This is a genomic window from Bacillus mycoides (genome assembly GCF_018742245.1).
GTDB lineage: Bacteria > Bacillota > Bacilli > Bacillales > Bacillaceae_G > Bacillus_A > Bacillus_A cereus_U.
In genome coordinates this window covers 3,743,843-3,770,202 of the sequence record NZ_CP036132.1, presented here as the reverse complement: position 1 = coordinate 3,770,202, position 26,360 = coordinate 3,743,843, and the positions used below count along the sequence as shown (strand labels likewise).

The following is a 26,360-nucleotide window of genomic DNA, read 5'->3' as shown; positions in this document are numbered from 1 at the left end:
GCGGTAGCTAATTCAAACACCCTATTTTTGTTTTGAATAGATTGAAAATTAAGATAATGGTATAATGAATATAAATAATATCGTTATATAACAAAGGGGGATTTGCAATGACTGGAGGTAGCTTAATATTTTGGGGAATTCTTATTTTTATTGGTTTAACCTTCGATCAGTATAATAGTAAGAAAAAAAAAGAAACAAACAAGTAATCGCTTACAATTTGTCGAGTTAACTTTTCCTGCTTGCGGATTAATCTAATAAAAGAGTATACTGAATGACGGTAAGACTTATAGAAGGGGTAATGAAAATGAAGCTTGCAGGAAAGGTTGCCATTGTAACTGGTGGTGGCATCGGTATTGGACGTAGTACAGCTCTTTTGTTGGCTAAGCAAGGCGCAAAAGTAATTGTGACGGACATTGATCAAGAAAGTGGACAAGCAACAGCTGAGGAAATTACGAATCTAGGCGGAGAGGCACTTTTTGTATCCTATGATATGGGAAAACAAGGAGATTGGCAACGTGTTATCAGTTTTGCTATGGAGGCATATAGTCGTGTTGATATGCTTTTTCAAAATGCTGGTCTGTATAAAATAGATTCTATTTTTTCTCGCCAACAAGAGAACGATTCCAATGTACTTTGTATTAATGACGTTTGGATAGAGATAAAACAATTAACGTCATCTTTTATGAAACAGCAAGAAGAAGTGGTGCTCAGTGATTTACCAGTTTTCGGTATTATTAGCACGAGAGGACAATCATTTCATACAATAGAAGCCCTAGTATAATAATGGAAAACCGCCCTCAGTATATATGTGGACGGTTTTTTTGTGTGTATTTTCAGCCATTCTAATTTCTTATCGTATAAGTAGAAAATATACAGAATACAAGTGATTTCGTACCCACTATTTTCTTTGTTTTAATTTGGCACGGGGCAGGAAGAGAATTTGACCGTTTCTATGCATGGCTAGGTTCTCTTTTCTACCTAAAAAAGAAGGTGTTGTATTTGCATGTATACTTAGCGAATACGTTGTTCGGTTTGACTATCAAAGAAATGTGCTTTATTCATATCAAAAGCAAGGTTAATTTGGTCACCAGGTGAAAAGATATGTCTTGCATCAACACGTGCTGCAAAATCTTGATTTCCAAGTTTCATATATAAAATGGATTCAGCCCCTAACAACTCTGCAACTTCAATTTTTGTTGTGAAGGTAGTAGATTGTGAAGCTTCTAAAAATAATAGTTCATCATGAATATCTTCTGGACGAATACCTAAAACAATTTCTTTATTTACATAGCCTTGTTCGCGTAATAACTTCATTTTTCCTTCAGATACTTTAATCTTTAGTGAACTGTCTATAACGAAATCGGTTTCAGTTAATTTTCCACGGAAGAAATTCATTGCGGGTGAACCGATAAAACCACCAACGAAAATATTTTCAGGTGTTTCATATACTTCTTTTGGAGTTCCAATTTGTTGGATTTTTCCGTCTTTCATAACAACAAGACGGGAAGCCATTGTCATTGCCTCCGTTTGATCATGTGTTACATAAATTGTCGTTGTACCAAGGCGGTGGTGTAATTTAGAAATTTCTGATCGCATTGCAACACGTAGTTTAGCGTCTAAGTTTGATAATGGTTCATCCATTAAGAAGACTTTTGCGTCTCGAACAATCGCTCTACCTAATGCGACACGTTGGCGTTGTCCACCTGATAAAGCTTTCGGTTTTCTATCTAAATATTGTTCAAGCCCTAAAATTTGAGCTGCATGTTTCACTCGACGGTCGATTTCATCTTTCGGTATTTTTCGAAGTTTTAATCCAAATGCCATATTATCATACACACTCATATGTGGATAAAGAGCGTAGTTTTGGAAGACCATTGCGATATCTCGATCTTTTGGAGGAACATCGTTCATTAGCTTACCATCAATTGAAAATTCTCCTTTTGAAATATCTTCAAGTCCAGCTACCATTCGTAGTGTTGTAGATTTTCCACAGCCAGAAGGACCAACGAATACGATAAATTCTTTATCTTGAATGTGTAAATTAAAATCTGTTACGGCTGTTACGTTATTATCATATATTTTATAAATATTTTCTAATTTAAGTTCTGCCATGATATTTCCCCCTAGAAAGTTTATGCAAACGTTTTCTTTGAATTTATTATAAACGAATAGATTCAAAAAAGAAATAAAAACACTATAAAAAAATAAAACGTTTTCATTATTCCTATGAATATATAATAAGTTCCACATGTTTTATCAGAACAAGAAAATAAATATTGTAAGCGCTATTTTAAATTTGGATAGAATCTGTTATCATTCAGTAATGAAAACGTTTGCGCCTTAAAAAAAGAAAAAAGAATCAATAGTATAGATGAAATGGGGTAGCATAATGGAAAAACAATGGTGGAAAGAAAGTGTAGTATATCAAATTTATCCTCGTAGTTTTATGGATAGTAACGGTGATGGCATAGGGGATCTTCGTGGTATTCTTTCAAAGCTAGATTACTTAAAAGAACTAGGTATTGATGTAATTTGGTTATCACCAGTCTATGAATCTCCAAACGATGATAATGGTTACGATATAAGTGATTATTGTAAAATTATGAATGAGTTCGGAACAATGGAAGACTGGGATGAACTATTACATGAAATGCATAAACGTAATATGAGACTTATGATGGACTTAGTTGTTAATCATACTTCAGATGAACATAATTGGTTTATTGAATCACGTAAATCAAAAGAAAATAAATATAGAGACTATTATATATGGCGTCCTGGAAATGAAGGGAACGAGCCGAATAACTGGGGAGCAGCATTTAGTGGCTCTGCATGGCAATATGATGAAATGACAGATGAATATTATTTGCATCTGTTTTCTAAAAAACAGCCAGATTTAAACTGGGATAATGAAAAGGTAAGACAAGATGTTTATGACATGATGAAGTTTTGGTTAGAAAAAGGAATTGATGGGTTCCGTATGGATGTTATTAATTTTATTTCTAAAGAAGATGGCTTACCAGCTGTTGAAACGGATGAAGAAGGATATGTTTCAGGGCATAAACATTTTATGAACGGTCCGAACATTCATAAGTATTTGCATGAAATGAATGAAGACGTATTGTCTCAGTATGACATTATGACGGTTGGGGAAATGCCTGGTGTAACGACAGAAGAAGCTAAATTGTATACAGGAGAAGCTAGAAAAGAACTGCAAATGGTATTCCAATTTGAACATATGGATTTAGATTCTGGAGAAGGTGGGAAATGGGATGTAAAACCATGCTCACTTATTACTTTGAAACAAAATTTAACAAAGTGGCAAAAAGCATTAGAACAAACAGGCTGGAATAGCCTTTATTGGAATAACCATGACCAGCCTCGCGTTGTATCTCGTTTTGGTAATGATGGAGCTTATCGTACTGAATCAGCAAAAATGTTAGCGACAGTGCTTCATATGATGAAAGGGACACCATATATTTATCAAGGAGAAGAAATCGGAATGACCAATGTTCGATTTGAATCGATTGATGAATATCGAGATATTGAAACATTAAATATGTATAAAGAAAAAGTTATAGAGCGCGGCGAAGATATAGATAAAGTGATGCAGTCTATATATATAAAGGGCCGAGATAATGCTAGAACCCCGATGCAGTGGGATGATAGAGAACATGCTGGATTCACAACGGGTGAGCCTTGGATTGCGGTAAACCCTAACTACAAAGAGATTAATGTGAAACATGCAATCCAAGACGAAGAATCGATTTTTTATTACTATAAAAAATTGATTGAGTTACGCAAAAACAATGAAATAGTTGTGTATGGAACATATGATTTAATACTAGAAAATAACCCTTCTATTTTTGCTTATGTAAGAACATATGAAGAAGAAAAGCTTCTGGTGATTGCAAACTTCACTGCAGATGAATGTGTATTTGAATTGCCTGAGGATATTATTTATAGTGAATCCGAGTTATTAATATACAATTATGACGTAGAAAATGTATCGATAGAAAACATTACGTTACGACCATATGAAGCAATGGTATTTAAATTGAAATAAGAAAAAGCCTTATGCCACCCTGAAGTGCACCCCAATTGTTAGACACGGTCTAACAATTGGAGGTGCATTTTTTATGGCTAAATTTTCTTCAAAAGAAAAAATCCAAGCGGTGAAACGATATTTAGATGGTTCAGAGAGTGGAAAAACAATTGCTAAATCTATAGGAGTTACTCCTGTTTTAATTCGTGAGTGGATTAGACGATATGAATCTTCAGGTGAAAGGGCCTTTGACAAGTGCTATACATTATACTCAGCTCAGTATAAACTAGATGTACTTTATTATATGAATGAACACGGGACATCTATCAGAGAAACAGCGGCGCTTTTCAATATTCCGTCTTATGAAACACTTCGGAAATGGAAAATAGCCTATGAAACAGGAGGATTGGATGCCCTACAATCAAAGAAAAAGGGGCGTCCAACCATGAAAGATAAAAAAATAAAACCAGTAGTAGAAGGTTCAATAGAAGCACTACAAGCCGAAAATGAGCGTTTACGGATGGAAAATGCATATTTAAAAAAGTTGAATGCCTTAGTTCAAAACAAGGAAAAATCACCAAACAAGACAAAGCGCAAGTAATCTATGAGTTAAGGCATGAATTTCCTGTCAAGGAGTTACTTCAACTCGCAAACATTCCACGTAGTACGTACTATTACTGGATGAAACAGTTCAATCGTCCTGATCCAAATGCAGAAGTAAAAGAACTGATTCAAGCTATTTATAATGAACACGATGGGTGTTATGGGTATCGTCGTATTCGTGATGAACTTATGAATCGTGGACACAAAGTAAATCATAAAAAAGTGTATCGCCTTATGAAAGAATTAGGGTTAAAATGTCTTGTTCGTATGAAAAAATATCGCTCTTACAAAGGGACAGTTGGGAAAATTGCGCCAAATATTTTAAATCGCAACTTCCAAGCTGTAAAACCAAATGAAAAGTGGGTTACAGATATTACGGAGTTTAAGTTATTTGGGGAGAAGTTATACTTATCACCAATGTTGGATTTGTTTAATAGTGAAATTATTACCTATACAATTGGTTCAAGACCGACCTATTCCCTTGTTTCAACGATGTTAGATCAAGCTTTTGAACGTATAACAGATCAGGATAAACTCCTCATTCATTCTGATCAAGGTTGGCACTATCAAATGAAACAATACCGTCATTCTCTTAAGAACTGTGGCATTACTCAAAGTATGTCTCGCAAAGGAAACTGTTATGACAATGCCGTTATTGAAAATTTCTTTGGTATCATGAAATCAGAATTTCTGTATCGAAAAGAATTTGAAAGTATAACACATTTCAAACAAGAATTAGCAAAGTATATAGAATACTATAATCATAAAAGAATTAAGGCAAAATTAAAGGGTATGAGCCCGGTACAATACCGGGCTCATACCCTAGAAGCTGCCTAATGAAACGACCTGTCTAACTTTCGGGGGTCACTTCACCCTGGCATAAGGCTTTTTCTATTACCATTTTAAAATAGAGAATCCGTACGGTGGAAGTGTAACTTGTAATACACTTGCTTCCGCTGAAAATTCTTCATTTGTATAAATGTTAATTATTTTCTTCCCAGTAATACGAAGAGGGAGTGAAGTTGTAACTTCACTGTTAGTAGGATTTAAAACGAAAAAGATAGTTTCATCTTCATATGTTTTTGTATAAGAAATATAATTATGTTCATCATTTGCCTCAATGAATTGAAAAGTACCGTGTCCTCCAAATGATTTATATTGTTTCCGTAATGAAATTAATGTTTGTATATGTGTAAATAAAAGAGTGTCTTGTTCTTTTTCGTCCCATACCATACATTTACGACAACCAGGGTCCATGTCACCATCCATGCCGATTTCATCACCGTAATAAATACAAGGAGAACCAATGAAAGAAAGGTGGAATACATAGAGTAACTTTAACTTATTTTTATCCCCGTTACATGTCGCTAAAATTCTTGGTGTGTCATGACTGTCTAATAAATGAAATGCCGCTTCATTTACATTCATAGAGTAGGAATGTAAAGAATCTGTAATTTGTTTCGTGAATTCACTCGCTTTAATGGAATCGTTAGCAAAGTAAGAGAGTAGAGCGTTTGTAACAGGATAGCTCATGACAGCATCAAATTGATCTCCTTGTAGCCATGGGAGTGCATCGTGCCAAATTTCGCCTAAAATATATACTTCAGGATTTAATGCTTTTATTTCACTTCGGAATTCTCTCCAAAAACTGTGATCAACTTCATTTGCCACATCAAGGCGCCAACCATCTATATGGAATTCCCTTACCCAATAACGACCTACTTCAAGTAAATATTCTTTTACATCTGGATGTGCCGTATTTAATTTAGGCATATATGGTGTAAATGCGAAAGTATCATAGTTAGGAAGTGGCTCGGTTATAATTGGAAATTCATGAATATGGAACCAATCTTTATAGGCGGAATTCTCACCATGGTATAGCACATCTTGAAATTTATCAAAGAAGTATCCGCTATGATTAAAAACAGCGTCGAGCATTACTTTTATACCATGTTTATGACACGCCTGAACGAGTTTTTTGAAAGTTTCTTTCGTCCCGAATTGTGGGTCGATTTCCATGTAATCAATTGTGTCATATTTATGATTCGAATGAGCTTTGAAAATAGGAGTGAAATATATTCCGGAAATTCCAAGTTTAACAAGGTAATCAAGGTTTTGAATAATACCAGCAAAATCTCCGCCGAAAAAATTAGTTGGAGTTGGTTCAGTACTTCCCCAAGGAAGGGTGTTTTCTGGATTCAGTGTGCGATCCCCATTAGCGAATCGTTCTGGGAAAATTTGATACCAAACTGTGTCTTTAACCCAGGAAGGTGCTTTGAATACATCGTTTGCATGAATAAATGGAAAACAGAAAAAGTTACCAACATCATCATTTGGAATGTTAGAAAAAAATCCTCGTTCTGTATAAATAAGAGTTTCTGCATCATTTATTAATTCAAATCCATAACGTAAGCGTTTAAATTGTGGTTCGATGGAAATTGACCAATAATCAAATAACTCAGTAGAACCAGTTTTTTTCATCGGTGTACTCGCTGTAATCCATTTCCCATCTTGCCATTCATAAGGATCACCGTAGATGAGAGCGGCGGTGTGAATATCCTCTCTTTTTGTACGCATCCGGATGTGAATCGTTTTTTCGTCGTAAGCGTATGCATAATTATCTTTCGGCCTATGATAGATCGCTTCTTTAAACATATAGAAAATCCCCCTTTAATATCTCTATACATATCGTTCCCTTAAACGTAATAATAAAGATTATGTTGCAAACGATTGCTTTCCCATAACTTTAATGTTGCTTATAAGAGTAGTATTCATTTTATATAAAGTCAATGGATAAAGAGTATAACGGCAATATTAAAAAAATTAATATTTGCAAAATGAATAAAAGGATGTATAATGATAGACAAATAGCGCAAACGTTTTCATAGATTATGATATTGTTTGTGCTTTTATTAAACTATGGAATGCAAACGTTTTCAATTAAAGAGGTACATAGACAATTTAGGGAGGTTTTTGGGATGAAGAAAGCATTATCACTATTAACGATTTCAGCATTGTCAATCGGTATGTTATCTGCATGTGGACCGAAAGATTCAGGGAAAAAAGAAGCAAGTAACGAGAAGAAAGATTATGATCTTCTCGTTTGGGAAGATGAGAAAAAAGGTGTTGGTCTAGAGCCGGCAGTGAAAAGTTTTGAAAAGAAATATAATGTGAAAGTAAAAGTTGTAGAGGTTCAGATGACGAAACAAATAGAAAAACTTCGTCTCGACGGTCCAGCTGGTACAGGACCAGATGTTGTAACATTACCGCATGATCATATTGGTAATGCGGTAACAGAAGGGCTACTTTCAGAGGTGAAAGTGGATGATACGGTAAAAAATAAATTTACAGATTTATCAATAAAGGCACAAACATACGACGGAAAACTATACGGTTTACCAAAAGCAATTGAAACACCAATCTTTATTTATAATAAAAAATTAATGCCAAAAGCACCAGAAACGATGGATGAGCTGTATAACTTCTCAAAAGACTTTACGAAAGATGACAAGTACGGATTTTTAACATTAGGAGATAACTTCTATTTTGCTAACGCATTTATGGCGGGTATGGGCGGTTATGTATTTGGTGAAAAAGATGGAAAACTGACTCCGACAGATATTGGATTAAATAATAGTGGTGCAGTACAAGGTGCTGAATATATTCAAAAATGGTATAAAGAAAAATTATTACCAAAAGGAATTATTGGTGAATCTGGCGGTTCAGCTGCAGATGGATTATTTAATGAAGGAAAAGCAGCATCTATTATGAATGGTCCATGGGCATTCCAAGCAATGGAAAAGGCTGGAATTGATTATGGTGTTGCTCCAATGCCGAAATTACCAAATGGTCAACCGATGAAAACATTTGTTGGGGTAAAAGGATGGCATGTAACAAGTTTCTCTAAACAAAATGATTTAGCTACAAAATTCACTGAGTGGGTAACAAATGAAGAAAACGCGAAAATTCGATTTGAGAAAACAAAAGAAATTCCTCCAGTAAAATCAGTGATGGAAGATCCAATTATTAAAGATAATGAGGCTGCAAAAGCAGTTGCGACTCAATCAGAAAATGGAATCCCAATGCCGAATATTCCAGAAATGCAAGAAGTTTGGAAACCAGCTGGAGATGCGCTTCAATTAGTTGTATCAAATAAACAAGAGCCAAAAGCAGCACTTGATAATGCAGTGAAACAAATTAAAGGTAATATTGAGGCAAACCACAGCAATAAAAAATAAGGTGAAATTCGTGCCTCTAAATATGAGAGGCACGAATTCTCTCCCTTCCAAGTAGGAAGAAAAAAGGGGGAAGGAACATGCAAACATCTATAGAACCAACGAAAGATGTGAACGGTTCAAAGCATAGGAAAATGGCGACCATGTTATCTATTATTCCAGGCATGGGCCAAATATATAATAAACAATACGTAAAAGGTCTTATTTTTCTAGTATTAACAGGCTCATTTATTGTAGCATTTGCTGATTTATTAAATATAGGATTATGGGGAATTGTAACGCTCGGTACAGAAGTTCCACGTGACCATTCTGTCTTTCTATTAGTAGAAGGGATTTTGGCACTTATTGTTGTCGTGTTTGGACTAGGGGTATATGCATTTAACTTATATGATGCATACCAAAATGGGAAAAAACGCGATATAGGGACACCATTAAACTCAGTTAAAGAGCAATATCGCAATTTATTAGATCAAGGTTTTCCGTATTTAATGGTTTCACCAGGGTTTCTATTACTTATCTTTGTTGTCGTGTTTCCAATCATTTTTGTTATCTTAATTGGATTTACAAACTATGATTTATATCACTCCCCTCCAGCTAAATTAGTAGATTGGGTGGGCTTTAAAAACTTTATTGATATTTTCACATTACCAATGTGGAGAGATACATTTTTAAGTGTATTCTCTTGGACTGTCATTTGGACATTCGTTGCAACGACATTACAAGTTGCACTGGGTATTTTTTTAGCGATTATCGTAAACCAGCCTGGGATTAAAGGGAAGGCTGTTATTAGAACAATCTTCATTTTACCGTGGGCTGTTCCAGCATTCGTATCTATTCTTGTATTTGCTGGTATGTTTAATGAAACATTCGGAGCGATTAACAATCAAGTATTAGCTTTATTCGGGATTGAAAAGGTTGCTTGGATGACTGATCCATTTTGGTCGAAAATCGCTTTAATTATGATTCAAACGTGGCTTGGCTTCCCGTTTGTTTTTGCAATGACAACAGGTATATTGCAATCGATTCCAGGAGAACTGTATGAAGCAGCTACAGTAGATGGTGCAACAGCTTGGCAACAGTTCCGCAAAATTACATTGCCGCTCGTTCTATATGCAACAGCTCCAATTTTAATTACACAATATACGTTTAACTTTAATAATTTTAGTATTATTTATCTATTTAATAGCGGGGGACCTGCTGTGTCTGGACAAAATGCAGGTGGAACAGATATTTTAATTTCATGGATCTATAAGTTAACGATGACTTCGGCTCAGTACGGAAAAGCAGCAGCTCTTACAATGATTTTATCGTTAATCGTTATTACAGTTGCGTTATGGCAATTTAAGAGAACAAAATCATTCCAAGAAGAGGATATGATGTAAATGAATATTAAACGACAAAAGATGTTACGTCTTTCATTAAGTTATTTAGTTATCTTCATAATGTGTGCGATTATTTTCTATCCATTACTATGGATAATTGGTTCATCGTTTAATCCAGGAGATAGTTTGTCTGGTTCTAACATTATTCCGAAAAATGCCACGTTAGATCATTATCGCAAGCTACTTGATCTTGATTCAAGTAATTACTTACTTTGGTATAAAAATACTTTAAAAGTTAGTGTTATGACGATGATTTTTTCTGTGTTAGCCATTAGCTTTACTGCTTATGCATTTTCGAGATATCGTTTTGTTGGAAGAAAGAATGGTTTATTAACATTTTTAATTCTCCAAATGATCCCGAATTTTGCAGCGTTAATCGCGCTATATATATTAGCGCAGTTAACAGGATTAATTGATACACATCTTGCATTAATTTTAATTTATGTGGGCGGAGCAATTCCGATGAATACTTGGCTTATGAAAGGGTATTTTGATACGATTCCGAAAGAGTTGGATGAATCAGCTCGAATGGATGGAGCGGGGCATTTCCGTATTTTTTGGCAAATTATTATGCCACTTGCAAAACCAATCGTAGCGGTTGTAGCGTTATTTACTTTCATCGGTCCATTTACAGACTTTATTTTAGCAAGTATTATTTTACGCACACCGGAAAATTATACTTTAGCAGTTGGGTTATATGAAATGGTAGCGAAGAAATTTGGTAATGAATTTACAACATTTGCAGCTGGATCAGTATTAATTGCAATTCCGATTTCTATTTTATTCTTATCGCTGCAAAAATATTTTGTTTCCGGTTTAACAGCTGGAGGTACGAAAGGATGAAAAATGGGACATTACGTCCCATTTCTCTTTTCATCTCCCTATAAAAAGTTTTATAGGGAGATGAAAAGAGATTTGACATAGCATGAGAAAAGATGTGAAATAAATAGTATATTATAGTATAGGAAAATAGAGCTATTTCCCTTACAATACATGGAGAGGGAGAATAAGATAATTTTTGTGAGATAGAACGAAGTGATGGAAGTTTGCGACTTCTCCTACTACTTGCACAGATGCAAGATAACAATATATGAAATAGGGCAGAGAAGTGAGAGGAGGGGATTTTTTATGACAGTTACAATTAAAGATGTGGCGAAGAAGGCAAATGTTGCACCGTCGACGGTTTCACGTGTAATTGCTGATAATCCAAGTATAAGTGAAAAAACAAAGCGCCGTGTTCGAAAAGTAATGAGTGAACTAGGCTATCACCCAAATTTAAATGCAAGAAACCTTGCGAATCAAACAACGAAAACGCTTGGACTCGTTATGCCGAGTTCTGCAAGTAAAGCTTTTCAAAATCCATTTTTCCCAGAAGTTATAAGAGGAATTAGTTCATTTGCACATATGGAAGGGTATGCGCTCTATATGTCGACAGGTGAAACGGAGGACGAAATTTTTAATGGTGTTGTAAAGATGGTACAAGGGCGCCAAATTGGTGGAATTATTCTTTTGTATTCAAGAGAAAACGATCGGATCATTCAATATCTGCATAATCAAAATTTCCCGTTTGTCTTAATCGGAAAACCATATGATCGAAAAGATGAAATTACATATGTAGATAATGATAATTATACAGCCGCAAGAGAAGTAGCCGAGTATTTAATTTCATTAGGGCATAAACAAATCGCATTCATTGGTGGTGGATCAGATTTACTTGTAACGAGAGATCGTTTGGCAGGTATGAGTGATGCTTTGAAATTAGGAGATATTCTACTACCGAAAGAGTATATTTTACACTTTGATTTTTCAAGAGAGAGTGGTCAACAGGCTGTTGAGGAATTAATGGGACTAAAGCAACCACCGACGGCAATTATGGCAACGGATGATTTAATTGGACTTGGCGTGTTAAGTGCACTTTCTAAAAAAGGGTTTGTTGTACCGAAAGATGTTTCTATTGTAAGTTTTAATAATGCTTTATTATCAGAAATTGCTAGTCCACCGCTTTCAACAGTTGATGTGAATATTTATCAATTAGGGTATGAAGCGGCAAAAGCTTTAGTTGATAAGGTAGAGCATTCTGAGTCTACTTCAAAATGCATTATTATTCCGCATAAATTATTGAAGCGTCAAACTTGTGATCAGTATGTAAAAAAAAGCTAAGAGTTTAACTCTTAGCTTTTTGCTTTAGAAAGGCTTCTAAACGGTCGCAGCCTTCTTTTAAAGTTTCCATACTATAAGCATAGGAAAGGCGAAGGTAGCCTTCACCATATTCAGAAAATGCCGTTCCAGGAACGACGGCCAGCCCAGCTTCTTTTACAAGATCAAGTGCAAAATCAAATGATGAAGATGTTAAGTTTCCGACATATGGGAATAAATAAAATGCACCCGTTGGCTTCTCGACTGTTAAGTCCATTTGAATGAGTCTATTATATACGTAATCACGGCGCTTTTTATATTGATGACGCATCATCTTAGGTGCATCTTTAGCAGCTGTTAACGCTTCAATTGCAGCATGTTGGGCGATTGAATTAGCGCATGTCACATTGTATTGATGAACTTTTAAAATATGCTTTGCTAAATAATTAGGAGCAAATAAAAATCCAATACGCCATCCTGTCATAGAATGTGATTTGGCTAAGCCATTAATGACAATAGTCTTCTCACGCATTTCTGGGAATTGAGCAATAGATGTGTGTTGCCCTTCATATACAAGTTCGCTATAAATTTCATCGGAAAGAACGAAAATATTCTTATCTTTTAAGATAGATACAATATCTTCTAATTCTTCTTTTGATAAGGTAACACCAGTTGGATTAGAAGGATACGGTAAAACGACACATCTTGTTCGTTCTGTAATTGCATTTTGCAGAGCTTCAGCTGTTAAACGAAATCCAGTTTCACGAACATCTATAAAAATGGGAGTTGCACCGCATAGTCGAATAATCGGCTCGTAACCAGGATAAATAGGAGCAGGTAAAATTACTTCCGTTCCTGGTTCTAAAATAGTTCGGAATGCAACATCAATCGCTTCACTAGCGCCGATTGTAACAATGGTTTCGTTTTCAGGTGAATAATGTAAATCGTAGCGACCCTTTACAAAGTTACAAGCTGCTTCGCGTAATTCTAGTAAACCAGCGTTATGTGTATAGCTTGTATAATTTTCTGTAATGGCCCGTTTAGCAGCTTCTTTTACTAAAGAAGGTGTAGGGAAGTCGGGTTGCCCAATTGTTAAAGAGATGAGATTATCATAGTTTTGAATCATGTTAGAGAACTGACGGATTCCAGAAATTTGGATGTCCTTCACTCTAGGATTAATGAATTGTTCCATTGTATCTCCCTTTCTTCCGTTTGAAAATTAAGTTCATTTTATCATATTTTTAACTATTACGCTTTGTTTATAAAATTCCCCCGCTATTTTTAAAATTCAGTGGAAGTAAGAAATTATGTGAGGATCCAAATGTCCATAAGAGTATAAGTTGTGTGAGTTAATTAAAGTTTCACTCCATTTGTTTAAGCATAAACAAAAAAAAGCCGCTGCAAGCGACTTTTAATAACCGTATTCCCAATCTATTTCATCTTCGTTCCAAAGTACGGAAGATACTCTGCCAAGATGGACAACGGATTCATTTACAGCACATGTACAATCTTCTTCCCCTGCTTTATGTTGCAATTCTTCGTATACTGATTTTTCAACGTTTTCTAGCACAACCAAATTTTCTTCTTTTAAAACAAGCGTAGTACCCGCCATATTTATCTTCCTCCTACTAAAGTAATGATCACTTATTTGTAAACATAGATAGTATGGATTATATGCTGTATTTTGCAATAGTTGTCCGTCTAGTGAAGTGTTTTTTATTTTCTTTGTAATCCGTATTCATTGTATACTGCACGAAGGAAATTTGGTACAGGGTTTACAATCATTTCGGAAATTTGTAACATTTATTATTAGTTGTTAACAAATAATTAACAAAAATGTTAAGAAAAATCAAAATTTTAAAACAAATAGACTTATAAAATGATATAATCATATCAAAATACATATAGGGGATGACAGGCTATGGAGCTGATTCGTGATTTAATGATCCAAATTGCCATCATTATTTTACCACTATTTTTATATGAAGCGATTCGTTTAAATCGTTATCAAGAAATGCTTCCGAAGCCTAATCGCTACTTTATTATGTTTTTATCTAGCGTTACACTCGTTCTCTCCATGACATACTCTATTTGTTTTGGTACCGTTTGCGGATACAATTTCCATCCAATCCCAATTGTTAGTGGTTTTTTATATGGTGGGATTGTTGGGCTCATCCCTGCCATTATTTTTGTTGCATATGAATGGATTTCTAAGGGGCTCAGTTGGTTGCCTATCGTAGAAGTTATATTTCTTTCGATAATTCCATTGTTTTTGTCAAAGAAATGGTCTCTGTTTTCAAGAGATAAGAAGCTAATATTAGCTTTTATGATTGCATCATTTTATGTTCTTGTTTCATTAGTAGTCGGGATGTTGAATGTCCTTTTAGAAACAGGTTTTACACCGTACATATCTAATCTATATAGTGGGTATATATTTGCATCACTTATTATGGTTATGACAATGGTATTTCAAGTGTATTTGACTGAGTATTTAAACGAAAATGCATTATTGCGTACAGAAATGCAAAAATCAGAAAAACTTAATATTATAAGTGAGTTAGCTGCAAGTGTTGCACATGAAGTTCGAAACCCTCTCACTGTTGTACGAGGGTTTATTCAATTGCTAGAGAGTACGGAAGATGTAAAAAACAAAGATTATATGCGTCTCGTATTAGCTGAACTGGATCGTGCTGAACAGATTATTTCAGATTATTTAAATTTAGCAAGGCCTCAAATTGAAAAAAAAGAACATATTTGTTTATCAGCACAATTAATTGAAATGACAACTCTTATGTCATCATTTGCAGCGATGCAGGGCGTTTATTTGCAAGTTGAGATTTCTGAGAGCCTTTATACTATCGGCGATAAGGCGAAATTGAAGCAAGCTATTATGAATGTTGTTAAAAATGGTATTGAAGCAATTCAAGGAAACAAAGGGTATTTAAAAGTAACGGCTATTCAAAAAGATGAAATGATAATAATAAGAGTTAAAGATAGTGGTGTTGGAATGACAAAAGAACAGTTAGCAAGGCTTGGACAACCGTATTATTCTTTAAAAGAAAAAGGAACAGGATTAGGTCTTATGGTAACATTTAGTATTTTACAAGCGCATAATGGTACATTGGAATATAAAAGTGAAAGCGGAAAAGGAACTGAAGCTATTATTATATTGCCAGCTGTACGATATAAGGAATAAAAGTTACCGGTAGAAGGTAACTTTTTATTTTATCTTGCATTAGAAAAATATACGAAATTTCATTCATTTATTTTATCTTGTTTTGTTCGAACGAATAAACTTTTAAATGATTGAAAGAAGCTTTGCTCTTTTGAGGCGGCGACTAATTTTTTTGTTTCTTGAATTTCGCGAATAACTTGCATAAGTTGTGCATCGCGGTTGCTATCTTTATTGTAAATTTGATTGACCAGTTTATTCATTTTTTCTTCTTGTTTGGATTCTCGCTTATACATATGATTCATTAATAAGTCCATCTTTTCTTTTTGGAGTGCATCTGTTTGAGCGGCGTGAACAACTAGCTCTTGTAACATTTTTTCTTGAGAGCCTTCTTTTACATAAACTTGTTGCATTAGTTCATCTAATTTCTCGTCTTTTAAACGATTTTGTGTAATGAGAGTAGAGTTTTGATGAATAATTGCTTCATTTAATTGAGCAAGCATTTCAAGTTTTAACATGAACTCCTCAAAGTTACGTCCATCTTCTTTCGGTTGTATCTCTTGTTTATTTTGAATAACAGGGACAGGTGGGGCCTCTTTTTCTTTTAAAATAATAGGTATTGTTTCTGAAATGTCTTCTTGTAATGTAGCAGCTCTTTCATGTATAGATTTCAATAGTTTTAAATCATCCAATTTATAAATACGAGCATCAGCTGTTTTGGAAATAATATAACCGTGTTCCTCTAAGAGTTGGCTATATTTTCGGACTATATGTTTTGGGATACCTGTTTTATTTGTAACATCTTTCGTTTTATAAATAGCGTCCATGATAGTTCCTCCCCAAAAAGTATCGTATATATCATTTCAATCTTTTATGAGGACTTCCTTTGAAAAAGAATGTCGGAAGGTTATTAGTTTTCTACAGCATTAGTGAAAAGATGAGGAAAAATGAATGTTTTTGGCGAAATGGAGAGGAAGAGCTAAAATAATGTCTGAAAACATACATAGAAGAAGTTTGTTATAATAACTGAGGAAAAGAAATTGGTAGGAACACGGAGGCACACATGAAGCAATTTAAAGGTATTATCATTTCAATTATTGCAATTCTTTCTCTTTTGGTAGCGGTATATGAAGTACTTGTGCCAGAGGAGACAAGTACTAAAAAAACAACTACGTATGATCAAATTCTAGAGTTCCCGAAAGAACGATACCCAGAGACCGGGAAACATATAACGGATGCTATAAAAGAAGGGCATTCAGAAATGTGCACAATTGATCGTAATGGTGCAGCGGATAGAAGGAAATTATCGTTAGCTCCATATCCGACGAAGAAAGGTTATGATCGTGATGAATGGCCGATGGCGATGTGTAAGGAGGGTGGAAAAGGAGCCCATATTGAATATATAAGTCCAGCAGATAACCGCGGTGCAGGTTCTTGGGTAGGGAATAAGCTAGACAAATATCCAGATGGTACGCGTGTGAAATTTGAAGTGAAATAGTAATTGGCATACATTTCATAGTGGAGGAGAGGGGTAGTTATGGAATTAACAATTTCATATTCGCAATTAATGATAATGAATTATGATGGTCAGCAGCCTTATGTAGATTGGACTCCTGAAGATTTTGAAAGAGGCTATGCTGAGGTGGATGGAGCTATTATTTTTGAAGCAATCTCTGACTATACTTGTGAAGTAGAAGTTACTTGCGGAAATCATATTGAGAAAGAAGAAGTGGTTAGAACGATATCAGTTCCTTTCACAGTGAAGAATGAAGAAGTATATATAACAAGTATTCTTTCTAATAAATTGCATATTCCTATTCCTAACGGGGAATATATGATAGTCTTGCAGGCAACTCCTCTTGAAGAGCCAACAGACGATGAATTGTATAAAGTACAATACGACTTCTATTTTGAGAGTGTAGAATAAAAAACGTGTTATCCTTTTTGAAGGATAACACGTTTTTTATTATGCGTTTGTTTTTAGGAGAGAACGAGCGTCTTTTGCTGCCTGAACCATGTGCTCTAAAGCAGGTATAACTTCCTCAGTTCTTCGTGTTTTTAAACCACAGTCTGGATTAATCCAGAAATATTTAGGATCACATACTTGTAAAGATTGTTCTAAAATTGCGAACATTTCATCTTTACTTGGGACACGTGGGCTATGAATATCATATACACCTAGACCAATTCCTTTTTCATATGTTGTATGTTTTAATGTATTAATAAATTCTCCATGACTTCTTGATGTTTCGATAGAAATAACATCTGCATCTAATGCACGAATTGCATCTACAATATCTTCGAAGTTACTGTAACACATATGAGTATGAATTTGTGTTTCATTTTCTACAGAAGATGTTGCTAAAAGGAATGATTGAACTGCCCATGTAATGTATGCATCCCAATCTTTTTCTTTTAACGGCATACCTTCACGAAGTGCAGGCTCATCGACTTGGATTACTCTAATTCCGGAAGATTCAAGTAATTCAATTTCATGACGAAGTGCTAATGCAATTTGATATGAAACTTCTTTTCTTGAAATATCATTTCGAACGAATGACCAATTTAAAATAGTGACAGGTCCAGTGAGCATACCTTTTACTACTTTCTCTGTTAAGCTTTGTGCATATACAGTTTCTTTAATAGTCATTCCACTTATAAAGGCAACATCACCATAAATAACAGGTGGTTTTACGCAACGGGAACCGTATGATTGTACCCATCCGTTTTTAGTAAAGGAGAAACCAGCAAGTCTTTCGCCAAAATATTCCACCATGTCAGTTCTTTCGAATTCACCATGTACTAGTACATCAAGACCAATATCTTCTTGGTAACGAATCCACTTTGCAGTTTCTTGTTCAATGAATTGATTATATTGTTCATTTGTAATATCGCCGTTACGCCACTGTTTACGTGTTTGACGAACTTCAGATGTTTGAGGGAAGCTACCGATAGTTGTTGTTGGTAACAACGGTAATTGTAAAGCTACTTGCTGTAGTTCATATCGTTTTTCAAATGGAAGAGGACGTGAGAAATCATCTTCTTTAAGTGATATGCGTGCCACTTTTACATCTTCACGATTACGTGCAGCTGATGAGCGGATTGCATGATGTGCATTACGATATGTTGTCAAATCGCTACTTATGCTTTCTACACCTTTAGTAAGAGCAGAATGGATAAGGACTAGTTCTTCTAATTTTTGATTAGCAAATGCAAGTGCATCAAATAATTCAGTTGCTAAGTGCGTTTCTCCCGTTTTATCAATTGGAGTATGCAATAAGCTACAAGAAGGTTGAACAATGAAACCTTTTGCTGTGATTTGATTTTGTAATGTTGTAAATAAAGAAAGTACATCATCAAGATCAGCTCTCCAAATGTTACGGCCATCTATACAACCAATAGCTAAAATTTTATCAGCTGGGAATCCATATTTTGAAATAGCATTTACATTACCTTCTTTGCCATGAACAAAGTCTAATCCAATACCAGAAACAGGGAATGTAATGATTTCTTCATAGTTCTCTTCTACATTATCAAAATATGTTTGTAAAAGAAGATTAGCATTCGAAACTTCTTTATGAATAGCTTCGTAAAGTTCTTTCGCTTGATTAATTTCATCTTTTGTTAAAGATGCGAAGATTGGTTCGTCAACTTGAATAATTTGTGCTCCAGCTGCGTGTAATTCAGAGAATAATTGTACATAAGGTGCAACTAGCTCTTTTAAAATAGTGGCAAATTGCTCTTCGTTATAACCTTTTGCTAGTTTTAGGAATGTATAAGGTCCTAAAATAACTGGTTTTCCATCAACGCCTAACTCTTTTTTCGCTTCTTCATATAAACGAAGAGGACGATTGTCTTTTAAAGAGATTTGTAATCCTTCTTCATATTCAGGAACAATGTAATGATAGTTTGTGTTAAACCATTTTGTCATTTCAGAAGCAACATGATCTTTAGAGCCGCGTGCCATTGCAAAATATACATCAAGGTAAGAGGTAAACTCTGAAAAACGTGACGGGATGAATCCTAACATGTAGGCCGTATCCAGAACGTGGTCATAATATGTAAAATCGCCAACTGGAATTAATTCAATTCCTTTTTTTTGCTGTACTTTGACGTGTTGAAGGCGAATTTCTTTCATTGTCGTTAAAAATTGTTCTTCATCAATTTTATTGGACCAAAAAGCTTCCAATGTTTTTTTCCACTCTCGTTGTAGTCCGATACGTGGATAACCTAAGTTACTTGTTTGAATTGCCATTTTAAATTCCTCCCTAATTGAAAGTAAGCATTTCCGTTTACTCGGAAATACCTATAACAAAAAGCATAAAGGCATAGAAAAATAAGCCCTCCTTTTTGTTTTTAACACCTCATCATCATCCGTGAGTCTATCAGTGTTGTTAAAACAGGCAGGTCTCCTGACTTATGCTTTATATAATTTCTTTCACCTTCCCGTTTTCACAGTGGCATAGAAAAGAAATCTCAGCATTTACAGTGGCGGGACCGTGTTGGAGTTTCACCAAGCTTCCCTTTTAAACACGAAACGAAATTTCCGTGTACCTATTTTCCTTTTGAAAGGAATTTAACAAGCGATATGATATTGAAACAAATTCTAACACAATTTTTTGAATTTTGTCCACTGTTTTAAAAAGAGAAAATTCTAAAGTTTTTTATTAATTATTATTTTAAATATTCTGATTTTAATAAGTGGAGAAAAGGTGTGAGAATTGAAATAAATTGTGGTTAAGTTTCCGAAGAAGAGGGCTATCTTCTTCGGAAACTTAACCTTCATCAATATCAATTTCTGAAAGCCGTCCTGCCACTGCATCTGTAAGGAGGGTGTTTAACCATTGTAATTCAACGGTAATATGCTCAATAACGCTTTGTAAAATGTATAGTTGTGCACGTGGAATGTTCCCTTTGCTACAATCGTATATAGTTTGCATTTTATGTAAATATTGAACGGTATCATTTTTCTTTTTTTCTAAAATAGGAACTAACTCTCGAGCATCACCAAAATGAGCAAAAGAGAGTGCGGAATAGATCGGTTTATATATTTGGTTTTTTGCTTCGAACTGTTTTAATAGTAACGTGTGAAATAGCCGTTTACCTTCTTCTGTTATATGAAAGATTGTTTTATCTGGTCTATTCGTATCTCGAACAATAGTTGTAATGCGAATTGCGCCTTGCTTTTCTAATTGCTCGAAGGCGTAGTACAGTGATCCTTTTGCGTATTTAATATAACAATCCATGTGTCGTTCTTTCATAATGTGCTGCACTTCATATGGATGTTTATCTCCTTCGAGTAGCAAGCCGAGAATGACTAATTTCATACTCATGCTGTCTCAACTCCTGTATATAGAAACTTTATATATATTATAAACGGCATATCCTTTTTCATAAAGGGATATGCCGTTTCTTTTTTCTATACTAACTTACTTTCTTTTGTTTTTGTTTCGTTTCTGGTCCTGTGAAGAGGCGCTCATTTCCCATAAGCAAAATACAAATAATACTTAGTATGGCCGGAATAAGTGCCCAGAAGAACGTATTAGCAATAGATGTTGCAAGAGCCTCCTTAATTCCGCTCAGTACTTCAGGAGGTAGCTTTTCAGTAGCATTTGGTGATAATAAAAAGCTTGTGTCTCCACCTTTAGGAGCCATTTTTGCTAGTTCAGGAGGGAAGACTGCTTTTAATTTATCAGTGAAAATATGATTTTGAATTGTACCGAAAATCGTTACACCAAGAGTCATACCGAGTGAACGGAAGAATGAATTTGTTGATGTAGCAGAACCGCGATCTCTCATTTCTAGTTTGTGAATAGATGCCATACTTAAAACTGAGAAGGAGAATCCAACTCCAAGTCCAGCAAGCACCATAAACATTGTTACGAGTGTACGAGGTGTTTCCATAGTTAAAGTACTTAGTAAATAAATACCAAGAACGAAGAAAACCCCAGATACTATCATGATGTTACGATAACTTGTTCGTGAAGCTAACTGTCCACCAGTTTGACTTCCAATTACAGATCCTACCATCATAGGTGTCAAAATTAATCCAGCATTTGAGGCTGAACCACCGAGAACACCTTGAACGAAGATTGGAATATAAACTGTACAGATGATAAAAGCTGCGCCATAGAAAAAGGCAACACCTTGGCTAGCTGCAAATAAAGGTTTTTTAAATAAATGGAAAGAAATAATAGGCTCGGTTGCGTTTCTTTCTACGAAGAAGAAAATAATAAGCATAATAACAACAGTTGAAAATAAACCAATAATCACATTAGAGTTCCATGCATATTCCTTACCACCAAGTTCTAGGGCAAACATCAAGCAAATAATACTAATGACAAGTGTAATAGCACCAGCCCAGTCAATTTTTTGTTTTCGATATTCTAGAGACTCGTTATAGTATTTAGTAATGAAGAAGAAGGAAATAAGTCCTAATGGAATATTAATATAGAAGACCCAGTGCCAACTTATATAATCTGTAATGTAAGCACCTAATAAAGGTCCGAAAACACTAGATGTTCCGAAAACAGCACCAAATAGTCCGGTCATTTTTCCGCGTTTTTCAGGCGGGAATATATCATACATAATTGTAAATGCGATCGGCATAAGAGCGCCGCCACCAATTCCTTGAATGGCTCTATAAATGCTTAGTTGTTCAATACTTGATGCTGTCCCGCAGAGTGCAGAACCGAATAAGAAAAGAATTAGTCCACCAATATAAAAACGTTTTCGTCCGTACATATCAGAAAGCTTACCGAATATAGGCATTCCGGCCATTGTTGCTACCATGTAGGCAGATGTGACCCAAACGAATTTGTCGAACCCTCCTAAGTCTCCGACAATTGTTGCCATCGCAGTTGCGACGATTGTATTATCCATTGCTGCCATTAGAATACCAAGTAATAAACCAGCAACAACAAATTTTGTTTTACTTGAGTCGTTTTTTGAAAGTTGTGCTTCCAAGAGTAGTCCTCCTTTAATAAAAATTAAACTAACTTAAGTTTTTTAGTGCAATGTATACAAACTCTATGTACAGTTTGTATCGTTCCCTCTTCATTTATAAAAAATTGCATTGACATGATATAAAGGATGGAAATCATAAATTATATTATAGTCAAATTTGACTAAAAGGTAAATGTTTTCTTAAGCCAAAGTATTTTATCCCGATTGATTAAAGTTTCACTTTATTATATTGACGAAAAGAGAGAGTAATAATTTTTTTTTATGTAGTCAAGGAAGGGAATTGTAAAAAAATATTTAATAAAGAATAACCTGTGTCTACCTATTAAAAATGGTTTTTTCTTTATATTGTCGAATAGGATAAAAGGAAAAGAAAAAATTTAGATGGTTTGTAACAAGTTCAATATTTTTTCTAAGTGTAGTTTATTGTATCGAGAGGAAGAATAAAGTTGTATAGATGATACATCTGGAATGAGGTGAATATATTATGAAAATATGGAAACGAATTTCGGATCAAGGAAGATATTCTATACCGTTACAGCCGGTTTTGTGGATTGATGGTTCTAAAAAGGACACGGAAGCATCTAATGTAGCAGTCACATTGCAAATCCGTAGTATGTATAAAGAAAAATTTTCATATGAGATGATCTATGATGTTAATGACATACTAATTATTCGACTTGAAGTTGAAAACAAAGGCGTTGAAATGATTTCGCGAGTAGTTGTAAGTCATATGATTCGTGATTATTTCGCGTATATCCCAAACTCTTTAAAAGCAGATAAGGGAATAAGTGAGTTTTTATTTCAGCTTGTAAGGTGGCGAATCGATAATCTATCGCCGAGTGAAAGGGTAGAATTAATTTGTCAAATAAAAGCAAATAAAGATAAAGCTCCTCCCAATTCATTATTTCAGGCTACATATACATTTCAATATAAAGGAGTATCATATGGACCGCTACAAACAAATGAAGTGGTTGTCAGAAAATGATAAGAAGGAACCTGTGCGAAAGGTTCCTTCTTTAATGAAGATTGTGCTTCTTGAGTAATTTCTTTTGTTCCACTCCTTTTTTTCCAACATAGTTATTTTTGTATCCAAAATATAGAATGAATAGAAATGAAATAACATTTACTAGAGCGTCAATTTGATCGTTTGTAATGAAGTTTATTCCGAAAGAGTTAAATAGTAATTTTAATGATAATAAAAAGCCAGCTAGTAAGCGCATAATATCTAATAGATTTTCTTTTTGAAGCATATAGGTCACTCCTTTCTAAAAACGATATATAGTATATATATGAAATAAAATAGAAAAGGTATACGAGCTTAAGTAGAAATGTACATGGAATATGTACATTTTTTATTTTGTAGAAAAACATTATTGTTATAGAAGCATATATTAGTATAGAAGGGAGGGAAAGTATGAAATATAAAGGGAAAATAAGTGGATTACTACTTGGGAATACAGTGGCAGTTACAGAATGGATTGCGCTGCAGGACGTAATTACAAAACTGGATTCGCGATCATTTTATACCGTCTTTATTATTTATATATTGCAAATGATACTAAGCTGCTATTTTGGACATTGGTATGATAAAAGAGAGAGTGGGCGTATGAATACGGAAGTAGGAGGAATGGCAAGCAACGATTTTGTTGTTGATTTTTTTGGGAAATTAGCTGCTTTATCGGAACGAGATTCTCGTAATATTACAGTGTACATTCTTTCTGTAAAAGAATGGGAAGGATTAAAAGACACAGTGCAAGAAAAAAGGTTGGAAGTGTTAGTGCAAAAATTGGAACATACCATTGTAAAGACAATTCGAAAAGGTGATGTCGTTACTAAATGGGATGAAAATAAGTATGTTATTGTAGTGATTGATAATGGCTATGAAAAGTCAACAATAACAAATCGATTAATCAAAAATATTCAAAATGAAATAGCGAATGATTTATTAAGTGTCACACTGTTATTTGGAGCGGCAAGTTATCCGATAGAAGGGAAAACTTTTGAAGATTTGTTTAGAAAGGCACAAAATCAATTGTATAATTATAGAAACTTGCAAAGTCATGAATGAAACTTTGATTTGAAGAAGTATGATATAAAGAATTTTTTGTAACATTTTTTTGTCTTTTGTTACAAGAAAACTTTTTTTTGTAACAAAAGTCTTTAAAAATATATGAAATCAGCATATAATTGTCTGTGGATGTGTCAATGCATTTTGCACAATGCGTTTCATTTTAAAAGTGTAGAGGAAAGCATGCTCTACACTTTTCCTTTTTAGGGGATAAAAAGAATATTTGTAAATTGTTGCAAGGTAGCATTTGTACTGTGTAAAATGAACAAAGGGATTATTTGATAGAAAGCGGGAAAGGGAATGATAGAATGATAGACGTGTGAGACAAACGGTCATCTTTTATCAGGTGAAACATTATCGTGTTTCTTGCAGTAGGTAAGATTAAGGTAAATACCTTTATGTTTTAAGACATTACATAATTTCAAGTACGGAAATTGTACAAGCAGTATAAATAATTATTGATGATCTTCGTAAAAAAGATGCGAGCGTGAAATAGATAAAGAAGTTACATGTTTTTCATGAGATTTTTGGCACGATGGTCGTTTATTAATAGGAGGAAAAGATGTTGAAATATAATAAATTAGCAATTGTAACTGCATTATCAATGACTTTACTAGCTGGTTGTTTCGGCCCAAAACCAGAAGAGGAGCTATATGTTGCATTTGAAAATGCTGCCAAGCAAGAAAAAACAATGTTTGAAGATGCGAAAAAATTAGAGTCATTAGAGAAAGAGGGGCAAGTATTATATAATCAAATTGTCCAAGAAGGAAAAGATAATAATCAGGCTGTTAAGGATAAGCTTGATCAAGCGGTGAAAAATACAGCTGAACGAGAAAAGGTTCTTATTAAAGAAAAAGAGGCGTTAAATAAAGCGCAAGAAGAAGTGAAGTCAGCTGATAAGCATGTGAAGAAAATTGAAGATAATAAATTAAAAGACCAGGCGGATAAAGTAAAGAGTACTTATGAGAAACGACATGATTCATTCCAAAAGATGTACGATAGCTATAATAAATCTTTAAAGCAAGAAAAAGAATTATATACAATGCTACAAGATAAAGGTACAAAATTAAAAGATATTAGCGAGAAAGTAAAGTTAGTAAACCAAGCATATAAAGATATTGAGACAGAAAAAGATAAGTTTAATGAATATACGAAATCATATAATACAGAAAAAGTTGCATTCTATAAACAAGCGAATATTAAAATTAAGGAAGATAAAAAATAAAACAGTTTGGCCTAATATGGGCCAAACTGTTTTATTTTTTTGTATAGGTACGGCTATACCATGGAACTGCTTCGCTTAATTTTTTTTCTTGTTTTAATGCTTCAGGACCAATATAATCTTGAAGTGTTTTTTTTGCTATTGTTAAAGATAGGGTTGTTTTCGGATTTCGATAGGAGGATTCAAGGTGACCAAGATGCGGTAGGGTGCGAAAATCATCTTTCGTAGGAGGGATATGGAAAAAATAATCACCTAAACGTATAAGAACATCGGATTGTTGTTGACTAAAACGTGGGTTTCTAGAAAAATGTAATCCTTCTTTGATAGCCTTTTTTTCAGTAATTAAGCGTTCTAAAGCAGTCTTTTTTAACCAATATAAGTACTTAGGGTTAGTTGCAGCTTTAGCATGACGATTCACAACGAAAATAGATTGAGCTAGTCTATTAATAGAATGTTGATTATGTAATTGAGATTGGGGTTGTGAAGGTTTCATATTTAATCTCCTTTCAAGTTTTCCTTATTATAGCATAA

24 protein-coding genes and 1 riboswitch are annotated in these 26,360 nt (G+C 34.4%); of the genes, 14 read left to right on the top strand and 10 right to left on the bottom strand.

Going from position 1 to position 26,360, the window contains the following annotated elements; genetic code table 11:
• Nucleotides 1-107 precede the first annotated feature (107 nt).
• Both EXW56_RS19145 and EXW56_RS19140 read left to right on the top strand, forming a co-directional pair.
• Nucleotides 108-206, top strand: coding sequence for a hypothetical protein (locus EXW56_RS19145; RefSeq protein WP_002145961.1), 99 nt, complete (start codon nucleotides 108-110; stop codon nucleotides 204-206).
• Nucleotides 207-271: 65 nt separating this feature from the next.
• Entirely contained in the window at nucleotides 272-781 is a 510-nt protein-coding gene (locus tag EXW56_RS19140) for an SDR family NAD(P)-dependent oxidoreductase (protein WP_033710801.1), read from the top strand.
• Between the two features lie 230 nt (nucleotides 782-1,011).
• Here EXW56_RS19140 and EXW56_RS19135 read toward each other — a convergent pair whose 3' ends face one another.
• A complete protein-coding gene (locus EXW56_RS19135; protein WP_002111551.1) occupies nucleotides 1,012-2,112 on the bottom strand; it encodes an ABC transporter ATP-binding protein in 1,101 nt (366 codons plus the stop codon).
• A 277-nt stretch (nucleotides 2,113-2,389) separates the two neighbouring features.
• Here EXW56_RS19135 and EXW56_RS19130 point away from each other — a divergent pair, with 277 nt between their 5' ends.
• Nucleotides 2,390-4,066, top strand: a complete 1,677-nt coding sequence (locus EXW56_RS19130; RefSeq protein ID WP_033714020.1) for a glycoside hydrolase family 13 protein — start codon at nucleotides 2,390-2,392, stop codon at nucleotides 4,064-4,066.
• 73 nt (nucleotides 4,067-4,139) lie between these two features.
• Nucleotides 4,140-5,485, top strand: a protein-coding gene (locus EXW56_RS19125) for an IS3 family transposase (protein WP_215596794.1) whose coding sequence is annotated in 2 segments (ribosomal slippage) — nucleotides 4,140-4,581 and nucleotides 4,581-5,485 — 1,347 coding nt in all. Because the reading frame shifts where the segments join, the coding sequence is not laid out codon by codon here.
• A 57-nt stretch (nucleotides 5,486-5,542) separates the two neighbouring features.
• Here the strand turns inward: EXW56_RS19125 and EXW56_RS19120 are convergent.
• Nucleotides 5,543-7,303 carry an alpha-glycosidase gene (locus tag EXW56_RS19120; protein WP_215557414.1) on the bottom strand — a complete coding sequence of 587 codons (1,761 nt, stop codon included), beginning with the start codon at nucleotides 7,301-7,303 and terminating at the stop codon, nucleotides 5,543-5,545.
• 323 nt (nucleotides 7,304-7,626) lie between these two features.
• Here EXW56_RS19120 and EXW56_RS19115 point away from each other — a divergent pair, with 323 nt between their 5' ends.
• The 4 genes from EXW56_RS19115 to malR all read left to right on the top strand — a co-directional run bounded on the left by EXW56_RS19115 (nucleotide 7,627) and on the right by malR (nucleotide 12,425).
• On the top strand, nucleotides 7,627-8,886 hold the full coding sequence (locus EXW56_RS19115) for an extracellular solute-binding protein (protein WP_002111548.1): 1,260 nt from the start codon (nucleotides 7,627-7,629) through the stop codon (nucleotides 8,884-8,886).
• Between the two features lie 77 nt (nucleotides 8,887-8,963).
• Complete coding sequence (malC, locus tag EXW56_RS19110; RefSeq protein ID WP_002111547.1) at nucleotides 8,964-10,265, top strand: maltosaccharide ABC transporter permease MalC; 1,302 nt, start codon at nucleotides 8,964-8,966, stop codon at nucleotides 10,263-10,265.
• Nucleotides 10,266-11,108: a maltosaccharide ABC transporter permease MalD gene (malD, locus tag EXW56_RS19105; protein ID WP_002111546.1), complete on the top strand. Its 843-nt coding sequence runs from the start codon at nucleotides 10,266-10,268 to the stop codon at nucleotides 11,106-11,108. It abuts the gene before it with no gap.
• A gap of 285 nt (nucleotides 11,109-11,393) precedes the next feature.
• Nucleotides 11,394-12,425, top strand: coding sequence for a maltose operon transcriptional repressor MalR (malR, locus tag EXW56_RS19100; RefSeq protein ID WP_002111545.1), 1,032 nt, complete (start codon nucleotides 11,394-11,396; stop codon nucleotides 12,423-12,425).
• A gap of 4 nt (nucleotides 12,426-12,429) precedes the next feature.
• Here the strand turns inward: malR and EXW56_RS19095 are convergent, their stop codons facing one another.
• A complete protein-coding gene (locus tag EXW56_RS19095) occupies nucleotides 12,430-13,593 on the bottom strand; it encodes an aminotransferase A (RefSeq protein ID WP_215596857.1) in 1,164 nt (387 codons plus the stop codon).
• A 219-nt stretch (nucleotides 13,594-13,812) separates the two neighbouring features.
• Nucleotides 13,813-14,013 carry a hypothetical protein gene (locus EXW56_RS19090; protein WP_002111542.1) on the bottom strand — a complete coding sequence of 67 codons (201 nt, stop codon included), beginning with the start codon at nucleotides 14,011-14,013 and terminating at the stop codon, nucleotides 13,813-13,815.
• Nucleotides 14,014-14,322: 309 nt separating this feature from the next.
• On the opposite strand from EXW56_RS19090, the gene EXW56_RS19085 reads away from it, so the two are divergent.
• Nucleotides 14,323-15,597: a sensor histidine kinase gene (locus EXW56_RS19085; RefSeq protein WP_002111540.1), complete on the top strand. Its 1,275-nt coding sequence runs from the start codon at nucleotides 14,323-14,325 to the stop codon at nucleotides 15,595-15,597.
• Nucleotides 15,598-15,656: 59 nt separating this feature from the next.
• Here the strand turns inward: EXW56_RS19085 and EXW56_RS19080 are convergent, their stop codons facing one another.
• Nucleotides 15,657-16,400, bottom strand: coding sequence for a DUF3967 domain-containing protein (locus EXW56_RS19080; protein WP_215596856.1), 744 nt, complete (start codon nucleotides 16,398-16,400; stop codon nucleotides 15,657-15,659).
• A gap of 236 nt (nucleotides 16,401-16,636) precedes the next feature.
• Here EXW56_RS19080 and nucA point away from each other — a divergent pair, with 236 nt between their 5' ends.
• Complete coding sequence (gene nucA, locus EXW56_RS19075) at nucleotides 16,637-17,071, top strand: DNA-entry nuclease (RefSeq protein ID WP_002014817.1); 435 nt, start codon at nucleotides 16,637-16,639, stop codon at nucleotides 17,069-17,071.
• A 39-nt stretch (nucleotides 17,072-17,110) separates the two neighbouring features.
• Entirely contained in the window at nucleotides 17,111-17,500 is a 390-nt protein-coding gene (gene comJ, locus EXW56_RS19070) for a competence protein ComJ (protein ID WP_002111536.1), read from the top strand.
• Between the two features lie 39 nt (nucleotides 17,501-17,539).
• On the opposite strand, the gene metE is transcribed toward comJ, so the two are convergent.
• The 3 genes from metE to EXW56_RS19055 form a co-directional block, all read right to left on the bottom strand.
• On the bottom strand, nucleotides 17,540-19,828 hold the full coding sequence (metE, locus tag EXW56_RS19065; RefSeq protein ID WP_215596855.1) for a 5-methyltetrahydropteroyltriglutamate--homocysteine S-methyltransferase: 2,289 nt from the start codon (nucleotides 19,826-19,828) through the stop codon (nucleotides 17,540-17,542).
• A 130-nt stretch (nucleotides 19,829-19,958) separates the two neighbouring features.
• Nucleotides 19,959-20,146: riboswitch (cobalamin riboswitch) on the bottom strand.
• A 202-nt stretch (nucleotides 20,147-20,348) separates the two neighbouring features.
• Nucleotides 20,349-20,906 carry a PadR family transcriptional regulator gene (locus tag EXW56_RS19060; protein WP_215596854.1) on the bottom strand — a complete coding sequence of 186 codons (558 nt, stop codon included), beginning with the start codon at nucleotides 20,904-20,906 and terminating at the stop codon, nucleotides 20,349-20,351.
• 91 nt (nucleotides 20,907-20,997) lie between these two features.
• Complete coding sequence (locus EXW56_RS19055) at nucleotides 20,998-22,539, bottom strand: MDR family MFS transporter (protein WP_215596853.1); 1,542 nt, start codon at nucleotides 22,537-22,539, stop codon at nucleotides 20,998-21,000.
• 484 nt (nucleotides 22,540-23,023) lie between these two features.
• Here EXW56_RS19055 and EXW56_RS19050 point away from each other — a divergent pair, with 484 nt between their 5' ends.
• Nucleotides 23,024-23,524, top strand: a complete 501-nt coding sequence (locus EXW56_RS19050) for a hypothetical protein (protein ID WP_002111526.1) — start codon at nucleotides 23,024-23,026, stop codon at nucleotides 23,522-23,524.
• A gap of 31 nt (nucleotides 23,525-23,555) precedes the next feature.
• Here the strand turns inward: EXW56_RS19050 and EXW56_RS19045 are convergent, their stop codons facing one another.
• Nucleotides 23,556-23,789 carry a phage holin gene (locus EXW56_RS19045; protein ID WP_002199483.1) on the bottom strand — a complete coding sequence of 78 codons (234 nt, stop codon included), beginning with the start codon at nucleotides 23,787-23,789 and terminating at the stop codon, nucleotides 23,556-23,558.
• Between the two features lie 164 nt (nucleotides 23,790-23,953).
• On the opposite strand from EXW56_RS19045, the gene EXW56_RS19040 reads away from it, so the two are divergent.
• Together EXW56_RS19040 and EXW56_RS19035 are read left to right on the top strand one after the other, a co-directional pair.
• On the top strand, nucleotides 23,954-24,607 hold the full coding sequence (locus EXW56_RS19040; RefSeq protein WP_215596852.1) for a diguanylate cyclase domain-containing protein: 654 nt from the start codon (nucleotides 23,954-23,956) through the stop codon (nucleotides 24,605-24,607).
• Between the two features lie 562 nt (nucleotides 24,608-25,169).
• Nucleotides 25,170-25,832 carry a YkyA family protein gene (locus EXW56_RS19035; protein ID WP_002066948.1) on the top strand — a complete coding sequence of 221 codons (663 nt, stop codon included), beginning with the start codon at nucleotides 25,170-25,172 and terminating at the stop codon, nucleotides 25,830-25,832.
• A gap of 31 nt (nucleotides 25,833-25,863) precedes the next feature.
• Here EXW56_RS19035 and EXW56_RS19030 read toward each other — a convergent pair whose 3' ends face one another.
• Entirely contained in the window at nucleotides 25,864-26,322 is a 459-nt protein-coding gene (locus EXW56_RS19030; protein ID WP_002066920.1) for a YkyB family protein, read from the bottom strand.
• Nucleotides 26,323-26,360: the final 38 nt, after the last annotated feature.

Excerpts from the sequence above, each read along its gene's own strand:
- EXW56_RS19145 (WP_002145961.1), top strand. The coding sequence starts at position 108 with ATGACTGGAGGTAGCTTAATATTTTGGGGAATTCTTATTTTTATTGGT.
- EXW56_RS19140 (WP_033710801.1), top strand. The coding sequence starts at position 272 with ATGACGGTAAGACTTATAGAAGGGGTAATGAAAATGAAGCTTGCAGGA.
- EXW56_RS19135 (WP_002111551.1), bottom strand. The coding sequence starts at position 2,112 with ATGGCAGAACTTAAATTAGAAAATATTTATAAAATATATGATAATAAC.
- EXW56_RS19130 (WP_033714020.1), top strand. The coding sequence starts at position 2,390 with ATGGAAAAACAATGGTGGAAAGAAAGTGTAGTATATCAAATTTATCCT.
- EXW56_RS19120 (WP_215557414.1), bottom strand. The coding sequence starts at position 7,303 with ATGTTTAAAGAAGCGATCTATCATAGGCCGAAAGATAATTATGCATAC.
- EXW56_RS19115 (WP_002111548.1), top strand. The coding sequence starts at position 7,627 with ATGAAGAAAGCATTATCACTATTAACGATTTCAGCATTGTCAATCGGT.
- malC (WP_002111547.1), top strand. The coding sequence starts at position 8,964 with ATGCAAACATCTATAGAACCAACGAAAGATGTGAACGGTTCAAAGCAT.
- malD (WP_002111546.1), top strand. The coding sequence starts at position 10,266 with ATGAATATTAAACGACAAAAGATGTTACGTCTTTCATTAAGTTATTTA.
- malR (WP_002111545.1), top strand. The coding sequence starts at position 11,394 with ATGACAGTTACAATTAAAGATGTGGCGAAGAAGGCAAATGTTGCACCG.
- EXW56_RS19095 (WP_215596857.1), bottom strand. The coding sequence starts at position 13,593 with ATGGAACAATTCATTAATCCTAGAGTGAAGGACATCCAAATTTCTGGA.
- EXW56_RS19090 (WP_002111542.1), bottom strand. The coding sequence starts at position 14,013 with ATGGCGGGTACTACGCTTGTTTTAAAAGAAGAAAATTTGGTTGTGCTA.
- EXW56_RS19085 (WP_002111540.1), top strand. The coding sequence starts at position 14,323 with ATGGAGCTGATTCGTGATTTAATGATCCAAATTGCCATCATTATTTTA.
- EXW56_RS19080 (WP_215596856.1), bottom strand. The coding sequence starts at position 16,400 with ATGGACGCTATTTATAAAACGAAAGATGTTACAAATAAAACAGGTATC.
- nucA (WP_002014817.1), top strand. The coding sequence starts at position 16,637 with ATGAAGCAATTTAAAGGTATTATCATTTCAATTATTGCAATTCTTTCT.
- comJ (WP_002111536.1), top strand. The coding sequence starts at position 17,111 with ATGGAATTAACAATTTCATATTCGCAATTAATGATAATGAATTATGAT.
- metE (WP_215596855.1), bottom strand. The coding sequence starts at position 19,828 with ATGGCAATTCAAACAAGTAACTTAGGTTATCCACGTATCGGACTACAA.
- EXW56_RS19060 (WP_215596854.1), bottom strand. The coding sequence starts at position 20,906 with ATGAGTATGAAATTAGTCATTCTCGGCTTGCTACTCGAAGGAGATAAA.
- EXW56_RS19050 (WP_002111526.1), top strand. The coding sequence starts at position 23,024 with ATGAAAATATGGAAACGAATTTCGGATCAAGGAAGATATTCTATACCG.
- EXW56_RS19045 (WP_002199483.1), bottom strand. The coding sequence starts at position 23,789 with ATGCTTCAAAAAGAAAATCTATTAGATATTATGCGCTTACTAGCTGGC.
- EXW56_RS19040 (WP_215596852.1), top strand. The coding sequence starts at position 23,954 with ATGAAATATAAAGGGAAAATAAGTGGATTACTACTTGGGAATACAGTG.
- EXW56_RS19035 (WP_002066948.1), top strand. The coding sequence starts at position 25,170 with ATGTTGAAATATAATAAATTAGCAATTGTAACTGCATTATCAATGACT.
- EXW56_RS19030 (WP_002066920.1), bottom strand. The coding sequence starts at position 26,322 with ATGAAACCTTCACAACCCCAATCTCAATTACATAATCAACATTCTATT.